Source organism: Embleya sp. NPDC001921, from assembly GCF_053594475.1.
On sequence record NZ_JBSFEO010000021.1, the window covers coordinates 139087 to 156355 of the forward strand.

General features: G+C 70.8%; 16 protein-coding genes. 14 read left to right on the forward strand and 2 right to left on the reverse strand.

The window, feature by feature from the left end:
• The first annotated feature begins 74 nt into the window (after positions 1-74).
• Positions 75-734, forward strand: coding sequence for a TetR family transcriptional regulator (locus ACWCPW_RS24670; RefSeq protein ID WP_449763772.1), 660 nt, complete (start codon positions 75-77; stop codon positions 732-734).
• Positions 735-874: 140 nt separating this feature from the next.
• On the opposite strand, the gene ACWCPW_RS24675 is transcribed toward ACWCPW_RS24670, so the two are convergent.
• Complete coding sequence (locus ACWCPW_RS24675; RefSeq protein WP_449763773.1) at positions 875-2227, reverse strand: MFS transporter; 1353 nt, start codon at positions 2225-2227, stop codon at positions 875-877.
• Positions 2228-2636: 409 nt separating this feature from the next.
• Here ACWCPW_RS24675 and ACWCPW_RS24680 point away from each other — a divergent pair, with 409 nt between their 5' ends.
• Positions 2637-3653 (forward strand): LacI family DNA-binding transcriptional regulator, encoded by a 1017-nt coding sequence (locus tag ACWCPW_RS24680; RefSeq protein ID WP_449763774.1) that lies wholly within the window; start codon positions 2637-2639, stop codon positions 3651-3653.
• Positions 3654-3753: 100 nt separating this feature from the next.
• Here the strand turns inward: ACWCPW_RS24680 and bldD are convergent, their stop codons facing one another.
• A complete protein-coding gene (gene bldD, locus ACWCPW_RS24685) occupies positions 3754-4257 on the reverse strand; it encodes a transcriptional regulator BldD (protein ID WP_161356183.1) in 504 nt (167 codons plus the stop codon).
• A gap of 376 nt (positions 4258-4633) precedes the next feature.
• Between bldD and pyrR the strand changes: the two genes are divergently transcribed.
• The 12 genes from pyrR (at position 4634) to rpoZ (ending at position 17185) form a co-directional block, all read left to right on the forward strand.
• Positions 4634-5272 carry a bifunctional pyr operon transcriptional regulator/uracil phosphoribosyltransferase PyrR gene (pyrR, locus tag ACWCPW_RS24690; RefSeq protein WP_395871878.1) on the forward strand — a complete coding sequence of 213 codons (639 nt, stop codon included), beginning with the start codon at positions 4634-4636 and terminating at the stop codon, positions 5270-5272.
• A 3-nt stretch (positions 5273-5275) separates the two neighbouring features.
• Entirely contained in the window at positions 5276-6283 is a 1008-nt protein-coding gene (locus ACWCPW_RS24695) for an aspartate carbamoyltransferase catalytic subunit (protein ID WP_449763775.1), read from the forward strand.
• Entirely contained in the window at positions 6280-7566 is a 1287-nt protein-coding gene (locus tag ACWCPW_RS24700; RefSeq protein WP_449763776.1) for a dihydroorotase, read from the forward strand. The genes ACWCPW_RS24695 and ACWCPW_RS24700 overlap by 4 nt, the downstream gene beginning before the upstream one ends.
• On the forward strand, positions 7563-8186 hold the full coding sequence (locus ACWCPW_RS24705; protein WP_449763777.1) for a PH-like domain-containing protein: 624 nt from the start codon (positions 7563-7565) through the stop codon (positions 8184-8186). The genes ACWCPW_RS24700 and ACWCPW_RS24705 overlap by 4 nt, the downstream gene beginning before the upstream one ends.
• A gap of 5 nt (positions 8187-8191) precedes the next feature.
• Positions 8192-9325: a glutamine-hydrolyzing carbamoyl-phosphate synthase small subunit gene (carA, locus tag ACWCPW_RS24710; protein WP_449763804.1), complete on the forward strand. Its 1134-nt coding sequence runs from the start codon at positions 8192-8194 to the stop codon at positions 9323-9325.
• Entirely contained in the window at positions 9318-12629 is a 3312-nt protein-coding gene (carB, locus tag ACWCPW_RS24715; protein ID WP_449763778.1) for a carbamoyl-phosphate synthase large subunit, read from the forward strand. The genes carA and carB overlap by 8 nt, the downstream gene beginning before the upstream one ends.
• Before the next feature lie 8 nt (positions 12630-12637).
• The gene (locus ACWCPW_RS24720; protein ID WP_449763779.1) at positions 12638-13489 is read left to right on the forward strand and encodes a dihydroorotate dehydrogenase electron transfer subunit; all 852 of its coding nucleotides are present in this window, start codon (positions 12638-12640) and stop codon (positions 13487-13489) included.
• Positions 13489-14514: a dihydroorotate dehydrogenase gene (locus tag ACWCPW_RS24725; protein WP_406299419.1), complete on the forward strand. Its 1026-nt coding sequence runs from the start codon at positions 13489-13491 to the stop codon at positions 14512-14514. The genes ACWCPW_RS24720 and ACWCPW_RS24725 overlap by 1 nt, the downstream gene beginning before the upstream one ends.
• Positions 14515-14621: 107 nt before the next feature.
• Positions 14622-15317 carry an orotidine-5'-phosphate decarboxylase gene (pyrF, locus tag ACWCPW_RS24730; protein ID WP_449763780.1) on the forward strand — a complete coding sequence of 232 codons (696 nt, stop codon included), beginning with the start codon at positions 14622-14624 and terminating at the stop codon, positions 15315-15317.
• 616 nt (positions 15318-15933) lie between these two features.
• Positions 15934-16257: an integration host factor, actinobacterial type gene (gene mihF, locus ACWCPW_RS24735; protein WP_026218483.1), complete on the forward strand. Its 324-nt coding sequence runs from the start codon at positions 15934-15936 to the stop codon at positions 16255-16257.
• Between the two features lie 28 nt (positions 16258-16285).
• Positions 16286-16843 carry a guanylate kinase gene (gmk, locus tag ACWCPW_RS24740; protein WP_395871862.1) on the forward strand — a complete coding sequence of 186 codons (558 nt, stop codon included), beginning with the start codon at positions 16286-16288 and terminating at the stop codon, positions 16841-16843.
• A gap of 78 nt (positions 16844-16921) precedes the next feature.
• Complete coding sequence (gene rpoZ, locus ACWCPW_RS24745; protein ID WP_020551792.1) at positions 16922-17185, forward strand: DNA-directed RNA polymerase subunit omega; 264 nt, start codon at positions 16922-16924, stop codon at positions 17183-17185.
• The last annotated feature ends 84 nt before the right edge of the window (positions 17186-17269 follow it).

Here is a 17269-nt window from a genome sequence, read left to right on the forward strand (position 1 = left end):
ATAGCCAAATCACTCAAATTGCACACAGTGGCAAGTGTCATACTGTGCATAGGCGAACGAGAGGATCACCCAACGTGCGGGACACGGCCGGCACCGCGACGGGCTTGCGGGAGCGCAAGAAGGAACGCACGCGCGAGGCGTTGGTGGACGCCGCGCTGGAGCTGTTCCTGCGCAAGGGGTACGACGCCACCACGATCGACGAGATCGTGGCCGCCGTGGAGGTGTCCCGGCGCACCTTCTTCCGCTACTTCGCGGGCAAGGAGGAGGTGGCGCTGGCCCGGGCGATCGAGTTCGAGGGACTGTTCCTGGAGGCGCTCACCGCCCGCCCGGCGGAAGAGGCGCCGCTGACCGCGCTGCGGCGCGCGGGCGCCGAGGTGTTCGCCCGGGTCGCCGAGAAGGAACAGGAGGGCGCGGGGCAGGAGTTCCTGCGGATGCGCCGGATGATCGAGGCCACTCCCGTACTGCTGGCCGCGTCGCTGCGCAACGCGATGGAACTGGAACGGCGGATGGCCCGGGAGATCGCCCGGCGCGAGGGGCTGGAGTCCGAACGGGACCGGCGCCCGGCGCTGTTGGTGACCCTGTACCACTCGGTGATGCGGGTGGCGATGGACGAGTGGATCGAGGGCGAGGTGCTGGACGTCGCGCGCCTGGCCCGCGTCATCGACGAGGCCTGGGACGACATGGGCGCGCTGCTGACCGGCCGCTGGACGGCGGGCGAGATCCCGCGCGCGTGAGCGGCGACCCGACCCGACCTCATCCGACCCGACCCGCGGGTGAGCAGCGCCGACATACCGACGGGGCGGACCGGTGATCCGGTCCGCCCCGTCGGCGTTTGCGGCGCGCGAAGCCGCGCGCGGGCCTGCCGCCCGCGCACCTACCGCACGCGCTTGACCAGTAGTGCCAACAGCGCTCCGACCAGGGATATCGCGGCGGCGAAGGCGAACAGACCCTCGTAGCCGAAGTCCAGGTCGTCGACCAGGAACGGGGCCAGGAACGGCGCGGCGATCTGCGGCCCGGCGTTGGCGATGTTGATCAGGCCCATGTCCTTGCCGACGTCCTGCGGACGCGGGAGCACCTGGGTGATCAGCGCCATGTCGACGGCCATGTACATGCCGAAGAACAAGCCGTTGGCCACCTGGAAGGCGATCATGCCGTCCTCGGTGGCCCACACCAGCGGAATCATCAGGGAGAGCGCGGCGCCGGCGCCGGAGCCGATCACGAACGGCTTGACCCGCCCGACGCGGTCCACGATCGGGCCGATCACGACGGCCGCGACGATGGTCACCACGGCGTTGATCACGGTGAGGGTGCCCAGCTTGGACAGCACCTCGGCCTGCGGGATCTCGATGTACATCAACAGGATGAAGAAGTTGAACTGCAGGACGACCATGTAGCCGAGCATCACGCCCAGGCGCGAGACCAGGGCGATGAAGAAGTCGGCGTGCTCGCGCGGCGAGACCCAGAAGCCCTTGACGAACGAGACGAACTCGAACTTCTCCCGCGGCATGTCCTTGGAGGACTTGTCCGGGCTGACGATCACGAAGATCAGCGCGGCGGCCACGAGCACGGCGGCGATCAGGTAGAAGCCCTTGGCCCCGCCGTCCGCCGGATCGGCGAATGTGCCGTCGAAGCCGCCGATCCGGGCGTCGATCCCGATCATGCTCAGGTCGACGCCGGCCAGCAGCAGCGAGGCCACGATCGTGCCCACGGGGATGCCCAGGCCGATCATCGCGGAGAACCGGCCGTACTTGCCCGCGGGCACCCGGTCGGGCATGACCGCGGTCACCGCGGCCTGGTACCCGTTCATGATGAACTGGATGACGCCCCAGGTCAGGCCGACCACCGCGATCGAGTTCGCGTTGGCCTGCAGGCACAGTGCGGCCGCGCCGACGAGCGCGCAGAACAGGATGAACGGCGAGCGGCGGCCGAAGCGCGAGCGGGTGATGTCGGACAGCTTGCCGAACAGCGGGTTGCCGACCGTGGCGAACAGCGCGCCCCAGAAGATCGGCCACTTGAGCGCTTCCTGGTCGGGAACGCCCTTGATGTGGATGACCTGGGTCGGGAGCAGGTAGACCCCGACACCCAGCCACAGCATGTACAGCGCGATGTTGGCGATGGGCAGCGTCGCGTAGAGCGGCCCGATCTTGTACCCGGTGTGCTCGACACCGGGGGTGGAATCCGGCGCAGGGGACGACGAGTCGGGTGCCTCTGTGGTGGTCGAACTCATGTGGACCGTCCGATGGAGGGGACTCGAAACCCTCCCTGCACGGAGGTCTCGAATCTGCTGACGAGGTGTTGGGTTGGGAGCCTAGGTGACACGAATAAGCAGGGGAATGGGTCCACAACGTGAAATCAGTCCGACTAGATAACGATTTGATTGTTCAAGGCTTGAACAGAGCGCAATCCGCAGCGAATCGTCACTGCGAGTGATCTTGTAACGACCGACACCTGTCGGTAGCGCATTCGAGCGATTACGGCCAAGGTTGTCCCCGCTAACCAAGCGGTATCGGATCGCGCGACCCTGTGATCCGGTGGACATCGGTTGCGCGCGGGCCGGCCCCGCGTGCGGGTGCGGTAGGGGGTGTCGTCGAGATGACGAGCACGAAGTCGGTCACTTGCCGCCCGGGGGGTCACGGATGAGCGCGCCGGAGGCGGGGGCGAAGCCGCCCACCAGTTCCGATGTCGCCCGGCTCGCCGGCGTATCCAGATCCACCGTGAGCTACGTGCTCAACTCGCCACCCGGGGTCCGGGTCAGCGCGCAGACCCGGGAGCGGGTCATGCTCGCGGTGCGCGAACTGGGCTACGCGCCCAGCGCGCCCGCTCGATCGTTGCGCTCGGGCAACAGCGACGTCGTACTCTTCCCGCTGCCGCTGCAGCCGATGGGCCAACTCCTCGAGGCGTTCATCGACGAGCTGACCGAGGCGCTCAACCGGCACGAGCTGAGCCTGCTCATCCACGCCGACCGCACCTCGCGCGGGGCCGACGCGGCCCGGCAGTGGGCCGCGCTGCGCCCGCTCGCGGTGATGGCCGAGTCCAACCGGCTCACCGGCGGCGCGGTCGACGTGCTCAAGCGGGCCGGGGTCCGGGCGATCTTCGCGTGGGGCCGCGAGGAGCACCCCGACGTGCCCACCGCGATCTTCGACAACCGGGACACCGGCCGGGTCGCGGTGCGCCACCTCATCGATCGGGGCCACCGCCGGCTGGCGTGCCTGGTCCCGTCCGGGCCGCTCGCCTTCCTGGGCGAGGAGCGCTGGGCGGGCGCGCAGGCCGCGGCCGAGGAGGAAGGAGTCTCGCTGCGCCGGGTGGATGTGGGGTACGTCCGCGAGGACGTGCTGGCCATCGTGCGGCAGTGGCAGCGCGAGAGCGAGCCGCCGACCGCGGTGTTCGCGGGCAACGACGACTTCGCCCTGATGATCATCTCCGCGCTGCGCGAGTGCGGTTGGTCGGTGCCCGACGACATGGCCGTGGTCGGCGCCGACGACCTGCCGTTCTGCGACCTGGTCTGGCCGAGGCTGACCAGCGTCTCGATGCACACCCGCACGATGGGCTCCGGCGCCTCGGACGCGATCACCACCTTGATCCGAGGCCGTGACTACCGCCCGGGTGGTCGCATGGTCGTGCACCCGCGCGTGGTGGTCCGCGAATCCGGCTGAGGCCGGCGATCGTACAAAAGGTGAAGGGTCCCGAAGCCGATCGGCTTCGGGACCCTTCGGCGTTTCCGCCCGCTACGGTGACGCTCCGTCTAGCGGCTCGTCACGCGTTGTTCTGGCTGTCCACGGCCCGACGGGCCTCGGGGTTGAGCACGCCCCACCCGATGAGCTGCTCGGTCAGCACGCTCGGCGACTGGTCGTAGATCACGGCCAGCGTGCGCAGGTCGTCCTGACGGATCGACAGCACCTTGCCGTTGTAGTCGCCGCGCTGGCTCTGGATGGTGGCCGCGTAGCGCTGCAGCGGACCGGCCTGGTCGGACGGCACGGTCTGCAGCCGCTCCAGGTCCAGAACCAGCCGCGGCGGCGGCTCGGCCGCGCCGTTGGGGGTGCCGCCGGGCAGCAGCTCCTGGACCGGGACGCCGTAGAAGTCGGCGAGCTCGGCCAGGCGCTGCACGGTTACCGCACGGTCGCCGCGTTCGTACGAACCGACGACGACGGCCTTCCAGCGGCCCTGGGACTTCTCCTCGACGCCGTGCAGGGACAGGCCCTGCTGGGTCCGGATCGCGCGGAGCTTCGCCCCGAGCTGCTTGGCGTAGTCGCTGGACATCTCGCTCCCAAAACAGGTGACTGACCGTGAAGGTCCACCGGTGGTTGGCCGAACCGATGGGGTGGCTACCTCCGGGCCGGCTTTCTGTACCTCGAACTCTCCCCGAAGCTGCGAGGTTCGGCACGTCGCGACTGTCGCGTTTGGCCCGGTGGTGACTCATTGTGAGGTTACGCAGAGTAATTTGCGTCCGTCAAGCCGAACGGCCTACAAAGCCGGATTCGCGCAGGTGAGAGGTGCCTTTACACCGCTTTCGCCCCGGCTCGATCGAACGGTCCGGGCGGCCGAAAGACTGATGATGTTGGCTGATACTGTGAGGGACGTACCCCGACGTCCTTTAAAGCCCGTCCTGTGAGACGGGGAAGGAGGTCTGTTTTCCATGACAGCACCTGGCAACACCCCCGGCGGCACGTCGGCCGCCCGTCCCAAGGACCTCGACCCGGCCACCGCCCGCGCGGTCCTGGACACCTCAGATATCAACCGGGCACTGACCCGGATCGCGCACGAGATCGTCGAACGCGCCAAGGGCGCCGACGACGTCGTGCTCCTGGGCATCCCGACCCGAGGCGTGGCACTGGCCCGCCGGCTCGGCGAGCGGCTCGCCTCGATCGAGGACGGCGCGAAGGTCCCGGTCGGCGCGCTGGACATCACCATGTACCGCGACGACCTCCGGCTCGGCCCGGCCCGCGCCCTGGAGCGCACCGAGATCCCGGCCGAGGGCATCGACGGCAAGCTCGTCGTGCTGGTCGACGACGTGCTCTTCTCCGGCCGCACCATCCGCGCCGCCCTGGACGCGCTGAACGACATCGGTCGCCCGCGCGCGGTGCAACTGGCCGTCCTGGTCGACCGCGGCCACCGTGAACTCCCGATCCGCGCCGACTATGTGGGCAAGAACCTGCCCACGTCGCTGCGCGAGACCGTCAAGGTCCACCTCGCCGAGTACGACGGCCGCGACGCGGTCCTGCTCGGCACCCGCGCGGCCGACCCCGCCGCGGCCCCCACCGACGCGGAGAAGTAGCCAGTGAAGCGCCATCTGATCTCGGCCGCGGACCTCACCCGTGACGACGCCATCCTGATCCTCGACACCGCCGAAGAACTCGCGCACATCGCCGAGCGGCCGATCAAGAAGCTGCCGACGCTGCGCGGCCGCACCGTGGTCAACCTGTTCTTCGAGGACTCCACCCGCACCCGCATCTCGTTCGAGGCCGCCGCCAAGCGGCTGTCCGCGGACGTGATCAACTTCTCCGCCAAGGGCTCCTCGGTCTCCAAGGGCGAATCGCTCAAGGACACCGCGCTGACCCTGCAGGCGATGGGCGCGGACGCGGTGGTCATCCGGCACCACGCCTCCGGCGCGCCGCACCGCCTGGCCGGCTCCGGCTGGCTGCGCGGCTCGGTGGTCAACGCCGGCGACGGCACCCACGAGCACCCCACCCAGGCGCTGCTCGACGCGTTCACCATGCGGCGCAGGCTGGCCGGCGGGCGCGGCGACCTCGAAGGCCGCCGAATCACCCTTGTGGGTGACGTCCTGCACAGCCGGGTGGCCCGCTCCAACGTGCTCCTGCTGGCCACCCTGGGCGCCGAGGTCACCCTGGTCGCGCCGCCCACGCTGCTCCCGATCGGCGTGGAGAGCTGGCCCTGCACGGTCTCCTACGACCTGGACGCGCCGCTGCCCAAGAGCGACGCGGTGATGATGCTGCGCGTGCAACGCGAGCGGATGAACGCCGCGTTCTTCCCCACCGAGCGCGAGTACTCGCGCCGCTACGGCCTGGACCTGCGCCGGATGGCGATGCTCCCCGAGCACGCCATCGTGATGCACCCCGGCCCGATGAACCGCGGCATGGAGATCGCCGCCGAGGTCGCCGACTCGACCCGCTCGACCATCGTCGAGCAGGTCACCAACGGCGTCAGCGTGCGGATGGCGGTCCTGTACCTGCTCCTGGGCGGCAACGAACCGGCCCTGAGCACCCCCAGCGCCCCGAGCGCCTCGAACACCAGCACCGGCACCGGCACCGAGGAGAGCACCCAGTGAGCACGTACCTGATCAAGGACGCCAAGGTCCTCGGGGGCGACGCGTCGGACGTGCTCATCCGCGACGGCGTGATCGCCGAGATCGGCACCGGCCTGAGCGCCGACGGCGCCGTCGTGATCGAGGCCGCCGGGCAGATCCTGCTGCCGGGCCTGGTCGACCTGCACACCCACCTGCGCGAGCCCGGCCGCGAGGACGCCGAGACGGTCGCCACCGGCGCGAACGCGGCGGCGCTGGGCGGCTTCACCGCCGTGCACGCGATGGCCAACACCGACCCGGTCGCGGACACCGCCGGCACCGTCGAGCAGGTCTGGCGGCTCGGCCAGGAGACCGGTCGGTGCGACGTGCACCCGGTCGGCGCGGTCACCGTGGGCCTGGCGGGCAAGCGGCTCGCCGAGCTGGGCGCGATGGCCGACTCGGCCGCGCGCGTGCGGGTGTTCTCCGACGACGGCAAGTGCGTCGACGACGCGGTGATCATGCGCCGCGCGCTGGAGTACGTGAAGGCCTTCGACGGCGTGGTCGCCCAGCACGCGCAGGAGCCCCGGCTGACCGAGGGCGCGCAGATGAACGAGGGCACCGTCTCCGGCGAACTGGGCCTGCGCGGCTGGCCCGCGGTCGCCGAGGAGTCGATCATCGCCCGCGACGTGCTGCTCACCGCGCACGTCGGCTCGCGCCTGCACGTGTGCCACGTCTCCACGGCGGGCTCGGTGGAGATCCTGCGCTGGGCCAAGTCCAAGGGCTGGAACGTCACCGCCGAGGTCACCCCGCACCACCTCCTGCTCACCGACGAACTCGTGCGCAGCTACGACCCGGTCTACAAGGTCAACCCGCCGCTGCGCACCGCCGCCGACGTCACCGCGCTGCGCGAGGCGCTCGCCGACGGCACCATCGACGCCGTCGCCACCGACCACGCCCCGCACCCCAGCGAGGACAAGGACTGCGAGTGGGCGGTCGCCGCGATGGGCATGCTCGGCCTGGAGACGGCCCTGTCGATCGTGCAGGAGACCATGGTCGACACCGGCCTGCTCGACTGGGCCGGCGTCGCCGACCGGATGTCGGCGCGCCCCGCCGCGATCGGCCGACTGGACGGGCACGGCCGCCCGGTCGAGGTCGGCGAGCCCGCCAACCTGGTGCTGGTGGACCCGGCCGCACGGCGTACGGTCGAACCGTCCGAACTCGCCTCGCGCAGCCGTAACACCCCCTACGCCGGACTGGAACTGCCCGGCAAGGTGGTCGCCACGTTCCTGCGCGGCGTACCCACGGTGATCGACGGGAAGCTCGCGTGACCTCAGGCACGGCGCACCACGACCTGCTGCTGCTCGCCACCGAACAGAAGTCGGCGGAGGTGACGAACTGGGGCGGCCGCATCCTCTGGATCGGCATCTGCGTCGCCTTCGTGCTCGGCGTCTACCTGCTGATGTGGCGCGCCTGGAAGAAGCGCGGCAAGCGGCAGGAGGGGCTGCCCGCGCTGCCCACCGCGCCCGAGGACGGCGGAGCGCCGTTGTTGCCGCCGCTGGTCGGCCGCTACTTCGGCAGCACCACCGCCGGCGACTGGCTCGACCGCGTGGTCGCGCACGGCCTGGGCACCCGCAGCCCGGTCGAGCTGACCCTGCGCGCGGACGGCCTGGTGGTCCAGCGGCCCGCCGCGACCGACTTCTTCGTGCCCGCCGCGGCGCTCACCGGCGTGCGACACGAGAAGGGCATCGCCGGGAAGGTGCTGCCCGAAGGCGGCCTGCTGGTGATCACCTGGACGCACGGCGACACCTCGCTCGACTCCGGCTTCCGCGGCGATCACCCGGACGACCACGACGCGTGGATCGAGACCATCACCCGGCTGATCGCCGGGGAACTGCCGGCTACCGCCGGCACCGCTCCACAGAACCACCAGGAAGGATCGGTCACGTGACCGCAATGACCGGACGGGCCACGACGCCTGCGGTGCTCGTCCTCGAGGACGGGCGCACGTTCCGCGGCAGCGCCTACGGCGCGGTGGGGGAGACGTTCGGCGAGGCGGTGTTCTCCACCGGCATGTCGGGCTACCAGGAGACCCTGACCGACCCCTCGTACCACCGCCAGGTCGTCGTGATGACGGCCCCGCACGTCGGCAACACCGGCGTCAACGACGAGGACCCCGAGTCGTCCCGGATCTGGGTCTCCGGCTACGTCGTCCGCGACCCCGCCCGAGTGCCCTCCAACCACCGCTCGCGGCGTTCGCTCGACGACGAACTGGTGCGCTACGGGGTGGTCGGCATCAGCGGCGTCGACACCCGCGCGCTGACCCGCCACCTGCGCGAGCGCGGCGCGATGCGGGTCGGCATCTTCTCCGGCGACGCCGCCCGCGCGGACGAGGCCGCACTGCTGGAGCGGGTGCGCACCAGCCCCGAGATGGCCGGCGCCGACCTCGCCGAGCAGGTCAGCACCGACACGGCGTACGTGGTGCCGGCCATCGGCACCAAGCGCTTCACCGTCGCGGCGCTGGACCTGGGCATCAAGGGCATGACCCCGCACCGGATGGCCGAGCGCGGCATCGAGGTGCACGTGCTGCCCGCCACGGCCACGCTGGAGGAGGTCAACGCCGTCGCCCCCGACGGCGTGTTCTTCTCCAACGGCCCCGGCGACCCGGCCACCGCGACCCACCAGATCGAGCTGCTGCGCGCCGTCCTGGCCCAGGGCACCCCGTTCTTCGGGATCTGCTTCGGCAACCAGTTGCTCGGGCGCGCGCTGGGCTTCGGCACCTACAAGCTCAAGTACGGCCACCGCGGCATCAACCAGCCCGTGCAGGACCGCACGACCGGCAAGGTCGAGGTGACCGCGCACAACCACGGCTTCGCCGTGGACGCGCCGCTGGACACCGTCTCGGACACCCCGTACGGGCGTGCCGAGGTCAGCCACGTGTGCCTCAACGACGACGTCGTCGAGGGCCTGAGGCTGCTGGACCGACCCGCGTTCAGCGTGCAGTACCACCCGGAGGCGGCGGCCGGACCGCACGACTCCGCCTACCTGTTCGACCGTTTCGTGACGCTGATGGAGACCAAGAGTGCCTAAGCGCAGCGACCTGAAGTCCGTCCTGGTCGTCGGCTCGGGCCCGATCGTCATCGGCCAGGCCGCGGAGTTCGACTACTCCGGCACCCAGGCGTGCCGGATCCTCAAGGCCGAGGGCCTACGGGTGATCCTGGTCAACTCCAACCCGGCCACGATCATGACCGACCCGGAGATCGCCGACGCGACCTACGTCGAGCCGATCACCCCCGAGTTCGTCGAGAAGATCATCGCCAAGGAGCGCCCCGACGCGCTGCTGCCCACCCTGGGCGGGCAGACCGCGCTCAACATCGCGGTCTCGCTCAGCGAGAACGGCGTGCTGGAGAAGTACAACGTCGAGCTGATCGGCGCCAACCTCGACTCGATCCAAAAGGGCGAGGACCGCGACCTGTTCAAGGGCGTGGTCGAGCGGGTGCGGGAGAAGATCGGGCACGGCGAGTCGGCCCGCTCGGTGATCTGCCACTCGATGGACGACGTGCTCGCCGGCGTCGACACGCTCGGCGGCTACCCGGTCGTGGTCCGCCCGTCCTTCACCATGGGCGGCGCCGGCTCCGGCTTCGCGCACGACGAGGAGGACCTGCGCCGGATCGCCGGCCAGGGCCTGACCCTGTCGCCGACCACCGAGGTGCTCCTGGAAGAGTCCATCCTCGGCTGGAAGGAGTACGAGCTCGAGCTGATGCGCGACAAGCACGACAACGTCGTAGTCGTCTGCTCGATCGAGAACTTCGACCCGATGGGCGTGCACACCGGCGACTCGATCACCGTGGCGCCCGCGATGACGCTGACCGACCGCGAGTACCAGACGCTGCGCGACATCGGCATCGCGGTGATCCGCGAGGTCGGCGTGGACACCGGCGGCTGCAACATCCAGTTCGCGATCGACCCCGAGGACGGCCGGGTGATCGTGATCGAGATGAACCCGCGCGTCTCCCGCTCCTCGGCGCTGGCCTCCAAGGCGACCGGCTTCCCGATCGCCAAGATCGCCGCGCGGCTCGCGATCGGCTACACGCTCGACGAGATCCCCAACGACATCACCAAGGAGACCCCGGCCAGCTTCGAGCCCTCGCTCGACTACGTCGTGGTCAAGGTCCCGCGCTTCGCCTTCGAGAAGTTCCCGGCCGCCGACGACCGCCTCACCACCACGATGAAGTCGGTCGGCGAGGCGATGGCGATCGGCCGCAACTTCACCGAGGCGCTGAACAAGGCGCTGCGCTCGCTGGAGAAGAAGGGCTCGCAGTTCGACTTCGTCTCCGAGGTCGGGGACAAGGCGGACCTGCTCGCCGCCGCCGAGAAGCCCACCGACGGCCGGATCAACGTGGTCATGGACGCCATCCGGGCCGGCGCCACCCCCGAGGAGCTGTTCGAGGCGACCCGGATCGACCCGTGGTTCCTGGACCAGATGTACCTGATCCACGAGATCGCCGGCGAGGTCCGCGACGCGGCCGAGCTGACCCCCGAGGTGCTGCGCCTGGCCAAGCGGCACGGCCTCTCGGACGTGCAGATCGCGGCGATCCGGGGCATGCGCGAGGAGGTCGTGCGCGAGGTGCGCCAGGCGCTCGGCGTGCGTCCGGTGTACAAGACCGTGGACACCTGCGCCGCCGAGTTCGCCGCGCGCACCCCGTACCACTACTCGTCCTACGACGAGGAGAGCGAGGTCGCGCCGCGCACCAAGCCGGCCGTGATCATCCTGGGCTCCGGGCCGAACCGGATCGGGCAGGGCATCGAGTTCGACTACTCGTGCGTGCACGCCGCGTTCGCGCTGCACGACGCGGGCTACGAGACCGTGATGGTCAACTGCAACCCGGAGACCGTCTCCACCGACTACGACACCTCCGACCGGCTCTACTTCGAGCCGCTCACCCTGGAGGACGTGCTGGAGATCGTGTACGCCGAGACCCAGGCCGGACCCGTCGCCGGCGTCCTGGTCCAGCTCGGCGGACAGACCCCGCTCGGGCTGGCGCAAAAGCTCAAGGACGCGGGCGTGCCGATCGCGGGCACCTCGCCCGAGGCGATCCACCTCGCCGAGGAGCGCGGCGCCTTCGGCCGGGTGCTGGCCGAGGCCGGCCTGCTCGCGCCCAAGCACGGCACCGCGTTCTCCTTCGGCGAGGCCAGCGCGATCGCCGCCGAGATCGGCTACCCCGTGCTGGTGCGGCCCTCGTACGTGCTCGGCGGGCGCGGCATGGAGATCGTCTACGACGAGCCCTCCCTGGCCACCTACCTGGAGCAGAACGCCGGTCTGGTCAGCGACCACCCGGTGCTCGTCGACCGCTTCCTCGACGACGCGATCGAGATTGACGTGGACGCGCTCTACGACGGCGAGGACCTCTACCTCGGCGGCGTCATGGAGCACATCGAGGAGGCCGGCATCCACTCCGGCGACTCGGCCTGCGCGCTGCCGCCGATCACGCTCGGCGGGCACGACATCAAGCGGCTGCGCGCGGCCACCCTGGGCATCGCGCACGGCGTCGGGGTCCGCGGACTGATCAACATCCAGTTCGCGCTCTCCGGCGACATCCTCTACGTCCTGGAGGCCAACCCGCGCGCGTCGCGGACCGTGCCGTTCGTGTCCAAGGCGACCGCCGTGCCACTGGCCAAGGCCGCCGCGCGCGTCTCGCTCGGCGCCACGATCGCCGAACTGCGCGCCGAGGGCCTGCTCCCGGCCGAGGGCGACGGCGGCACGCTGCCGATGGACGCGCCGATCGCGGTCAAGGAGGCGGTCCTGCCCTGGAACCGCTTCCGCGACACCAAGGGCCGCGGCGTGGACACCGTGCTCAGCCCGGAGATGCGCTCCACCGGCGAGGTGATGGGCATCGACGCGGTGTTCGGCACCGCCTACGCCAAGTCCCAGGCCGGCGCGTACGGTTCGCTGCCGCTCGAGGGCCGCGCCTTCGTCTCCTTCGCCAACCGGGACAAGCGCTCGATGGTGTTCCCGGTCAAGGCCATGCACGACATGGGCTTCGAGATCCTGGCCACCGAGGGCACCGCCGAGGTGCTGCGCCGCAACGGCGTGCCCGCGACGGTCGTGCGCAAGCACAGCGAGGGCCCGGGCCCGAACGGCGAGCCGACCATCGTGCGGATGATCCACGACGGTGAGGTCGAGCTGATCGTCAACACCCCGTTCGGCACCGGCGGCCGCCTCGACGGCTACGAGATCCGCACCGCGGCGGTGACCCGGGGCATCCCGAGCATCACCACGGTGCAGGGCTTCGCCGCGGCGGTCCAGGGCATCCATTCGCTGATCGCCGGCGACATCGGGGTGCGCTCGCTCCAGGAGCACGCCGACCACATCACGTCCCACCGAAAGGGCTGACGACACCGATGGCACTTCCCCTGCAGGTGCAGGCGGAGATCGTCGGCCGCGAACCCGCGGGCGCGTACCACCGCCTGGTGCTGCGCGCCCCCGGGATCGCCGCCCGCGTCGAACCCGGCCACTTCGTCGCCGTGGCGATCGGCGGCGTGGACTCGGCGATGCTGCTGCGCCGCGCGTTCTCCATCCACCGGGCCGACCCGGGCGCGGAGACGATCGACGTGGTCTTCGCCGAGGCCGGGCGCGGCACCCGCGAGCTGGCCCGGCTGCGGGTGGGCGACAGCGTGAACGTGGTCGCGCCGCTGGGCACGCCGTTCCCGCTGCCGGCCGAGCCGGTCAGCGCGGTGATGGTGGCCGGCGGCTACGGCAGCGCGCCGATGTTCGCGCTCGCCGAGCGGATCGTGGCCGACGGCGGCTCGGTCGCCTTCGTGCTCGGCGCGGCGACCGGCGCGCGGCTGTACGGCGTGGACCAGGCGCGCGCGATCACCGAGGACGTCGTGGTCACCACCGACGACGGCTCCGAGGGTGTGCGCGGGTTCGTCACCGGCCCACTGCCCGAGGTGCTCACCGCGGTGGCGGCGGACGTCGTGTACGCGTGCGGGCCGATGGGCATGCTGCGCGCGGTCACCGAGGTGGCGACCGCGCACGACGCGCGCGTGTTCACCGCGGTCGAGGAATCGATGGCGTGCGGCGTCGGGGTATGCATGACATGCGTGCTCCCGGTGGTCGGCGACGACGGCGTCAGCCGGTTCGTCCGCTCGTGTGTGGACGGGCCGTGCTTCGACGGCACCAAGGTGCGCTGGGACGACGCCGGCACGATTCCGGCGGACATCGAGGGCGCAGCGGCGATGGGAGCGCACTGATGACCGACGTGTACGGCGGTTACGCCGACAACGAGGACGCGAGCGACTTCGACGAGCCGCCGCCGTCCACGATCATGCTGCCCGGCGGCGGGATCGACCTGGCCACCCGGCTCGGCTCGACGCTGCTGCCGAACCCGGTGACCACGGCCTCGGGCTGCGCCGGCTACGGCAAGGAATTGGCCAAGTTCTTCGAGCCGGCCGCGATCGGCGCGGTGGTCACCAAGACGATCATGCCGTACCCGCGTTCGGGTCGGGCCACCCCGCGGATGGCCGAGACGCCGTCCGGGATGCTCAACTCGATCGGCCTCCAGGGCCCGGGCATCGACGCCTTCGTCGAGCGCGACCTGCCCTGGCTGGCGGCCCGCGGCGGGCGCACCATCGTGTCCATCGCGGGCGGCCACGTGGACGACTTCGTGGCGCTGGCCGAGCGGCTCAAGGGCGCGCCCGGCGTGGTCGGCATCGAGGCCAACATCTCGTGTCCGAACGTGGCCAACCGGGGCCAGGTGTTCGCGTGCAACCCGGCCACGTCCTACGACGTGATCCGCGCGGTGCGCGACGCGGCGGACCCGCTGGTGCCGGTGCTGGCCAAGCTGTCGCCGGATGTGACCTCGATCGTGGACATCGCCCGGGCGTGCGTGGAGGCGGGCGCGGACGGCCTGTCGATGATCAACACGCTGCTGGGCATGGTGATCGACACCGACACGATGAAGCCGGTCCTGGCCGGTGTCACCGGCGGGCTCTCCGGCCCGGCGGTACGACCGGTCGCGGTGCGCTGCGTGTACCAGGTGCACGCGGCGATGCTGGACGGGCAGATGGCGCAGGTGCCGATCGTCGGCATGGGCGGCATCCGCACCGGCCTGGACGCGCTGGAGTTCATCCTCGCGGGCGCGGCGGCGGTGTCGGTGGGCACGGTGATCTTCAACGACCCGTCCGCGCCGGTGCGGATCCTGGACGAACTGCGGGCGGCGCTGATCGCCCGCGGCTTCGGCTCGCTGGAGGCGGCGATCGGGTACGCGCATCGTTAGCGGCTTGTGCTGAGGGCGATGCCGGTACGGACGGGGTTCGTGCCGGCATCGCCATGTCCGGGCCCGGATCCGGACGAATATTCGATGTCGACGAGAGTGGGATTTCGATGAGCAACCTCGCACCCGTGGCGGTGGCCCTGGACGCGCCCGACCTCGACCGCGCGCTCGCGTGGGCGAAGGCCGCGGGACCGCACGTGAGTACGGTCAAGGTCGGCCTGGAGGTGTTCCTGCGGGACGGCGCGGACGCTGTCCTGGGCGCACGGGAGGCCAGCGGCGGGCGGGACGTGTTCCTGGACCTGAAGCTGCACGACATCCCGAACACCGTGGCGGGCGCGGTGCGTTCGGTCGCGCGGCTGGCGCCGAGGTATCTGACCGTGCACGCGAGCGGCGGGACGGCGATGATCCGGGCCGCGGCGGACGCGGCTCCGGAGGTGAACATCGTCGCGGTGACGGTGCTGACCTCGATGGCCGAGGAGGACTTGACGGCGATCGGTCTGGCGGGCCCCTCGATCGAGGCGGCCCGGCGGCTGGCCGGGCTCGCGGTCGCGGCCGGGGCGCGCGCGATCGTGTGTTCGCCGCGCGAGGTCGCGGCGGTGCGGGCCGAGGTGGGCCCGGGCATCGTGCTGATCACCCCGGGGGTGCGGCCGGCGGGCGCGGCGCTCGGCGACCAGAGCCGGGTGGCCACGCCCGAGCAGGCGTTGGCCGACGGCGCGGACCTGCTGGTGATCGGGCGGCCGATCACGGGTGCGGCGGATGTCGGCGAGGCGGCGCGGGAGATCGGCGCGGCGCTGGCGACGCGCTGATCGCGGCGGCGCGCGGGTGGGACCGGGCCCGATCGCCGGCCCTCGCCCGCGCGCGTGCGTCGGCTCGCGGATGCCGCTGTGGCGTGCGTGTGGCCCCGGACCGGGCGCCCGGCACCCGGGAGCGCCGGGAGTGCCGGACGCGGCCCAGGGGCGCTCCGAAGGCGCTCTCGGGCCGTTGCGGCGGTTCGGCGTGCTCGCGGAGCGGCCGCTCGTACGTGCGGACCGTTCCGGGCGGGGCCGATCGCGCCGTTGCCGCCCGGCCCGGCGCTCGCCTTCGCCGTCTCGGCCCGTCGTCTCGACCCGTGCCGATCCGACCCGACGCTCGCCCCGGGGCGCAAGGGCGCCGGGAGGGGGTACGGAGGCGCCGTCGGGTCCGGCGACCGCCCCGCAGGCGCCCGACGCTCCGTCAGGTTCGGGTTTTGTCGCAGGTAGCCGGGCTTTTCCCATCGATTCGGGCGACGCGGACCGATTCGCCGACTAGGCTCCCTCGTGAGCCGGCCCGGTGGAGTGTCGCGCGTTGCCGCGAACGCTCTGACCAGCTAGGTTCCACTGTTTGTTGGTGGCCGTCCGAGCCGGGCGGCCTTGAGGATCGCAACGAAGTCCGAGGTGACACGGCGTGGCTCTCCCACCCCTGACCCCCGAAGAACGCGCGGATGCGCTCGCTAAAGCCGCTGCGGCTCGGCGGGAGCGCGCCGAGGTGAAGAACCGGCTCAAGAACTCCGGTGCTTCGCTCAGCGACGTCATCAAGGAGGGCAAGGACAATCCGGTCGTGGGCAAGATGAAGGTATCGGCCCTCCTGGAGTCCCTCCCCGGCGTCGGCAAGGTGCGCGCCAAGCAGCTCATGGAGAAGCTGAACATCTCCGAGACCCGGCGCGTCCGCGGTCTCGGCACGAATCAGATCGCAGCACTCGAACGGGAATTCGGTGGCTCCGCGTCCTGAACCGGGCGCCGGCTCCGATCCCCGTAACGTGCACGGCACCCGTCGACTCATCGTGCTCTCCGGCCCCTCCGGGGTCGGCAAGAGCACGGTGGTCGCTGACCTGCGCCGCCGTCACCCCGAGGTTTGGCTGTCTGTGTCCGCGACCACACGAAAGCCCCGTCCAGGGGAGACCGACGGTGTGGAGTACCACTTCACCGACGGCGATCAGTTCGACAAACTGATCGCTTCCGATGAACTGCTCGAATGGGCCGAATTCGCCGGGAACCGATATGGAACCCCGCGACTGCCCGTGCTCGAACGGCTTGACGCCGACGTTCCCACCCTGCTCGAAATCGACCTGCAGGGCGCTCGGCAGGTACGGCAGGCGATGCCCGAGGCACGCCTGGTGTTCCTCGCCCCGCCCTCGTGGGACGAACTGGTCCGCCGTCTGGTGGGCCGGGGGACCGAGTCCCCGGAAGTCATCGAGCGGCGCCTGGCCGCCGCGAAGGTCGAGTTGGCCGCGGAATCCGAATTCGACATGACGCTGGTCAACACGTCCGTCGAAGACGTCGTACGCGAACTGCTAGCCTTGATGAACGTATCTTGATCGTCCGGGCTGCCCGATAGCCACCAGGCAGCCCGACTTTCACCCACAGCTTTCACAGCTTTTCGAAGGGCCCCCGCCTTGTCAGCTTCTTCCACCGCACCCGAGGGCATCATCAACCCGCCCATCGACGAGCTCTTGGAGGCGACCGACTCCAAGTACAGCCTCGTCATCTACGCGGCGAAGCGTGCTCGGCAGATCAATGCCTACTACTCGCAGCTCGGCGAGGGCCTGCTGGAATACGTGGGTCCGCTCGTGGACACGCACGTGCACGAGAAGCCGCTGTCGATCGCGCTTCGCGAGATCAACTCGGGCATGCTGACCGCCGAGCCCATCGAGGGCTGAGCGAGTCACGCGACTCGAACGCGCTGTATCGCTGGACTGCTGGACACGAAGGGCCCGACGGCGTGCCGTCGGGCCCTTCGTGCG

Coding starts and splice junctions, on each gene's coding strand:
- ACWCPW_RS24675 (WP_449763773.1), bottom strand. CDS start 2,227: ATGAGTTCGACCACCACAGAGGCACCCGACTCGTCGTCCCCTGCGCCG.
- ACWCPW_RS24680 (WP_449763774.1), top strand. CDS start 2,637: ATGAGCGCGCCGGAGGCGGGGGCGAAGCCGCCCACCAGTTCCGATGTC.
- ACWCPW_RS24720 (WP_449763779.1), top strand. CDS start 12,638: ATGGCACTTCCCCTGCAGGTGCAGGCGGAGATCGTCGGCCGCGAACCC.
- carA (WP_449763804.1), top strand. CDS start 8,192: ATGACCGGACGGGCCACGACGCCTGCGGTGCTCGTCCTCGAGGACGGG.
- pyrR (WP_395871878.1), top strand. CDS start 4,634: ATGACAGCACCTGGCAACACCCCCGGCGGCACGTCGGCCGCCCGTCCC.
- ACWCPW_RS24725 (WP_406299419.1), top strand. CDS start 13,489: ATGACCGACGTGTACGGCGGTTACGCCGACAACGAGGACGCGAGCGAC.
- pyrF (WP_449763780.1), top strand. CDS start 14,622: ATGAGCAACCTCGCACCCGTGGCGGTGGCCCTGGACGCGCCCGACCTC.
- bldD (WP_161356183.1), bottom strand. CDS start 4,257: ATGTCCAGCGACTACGCCAAGCAGCTCGGGGCGAAGCTCCGCGCGATC.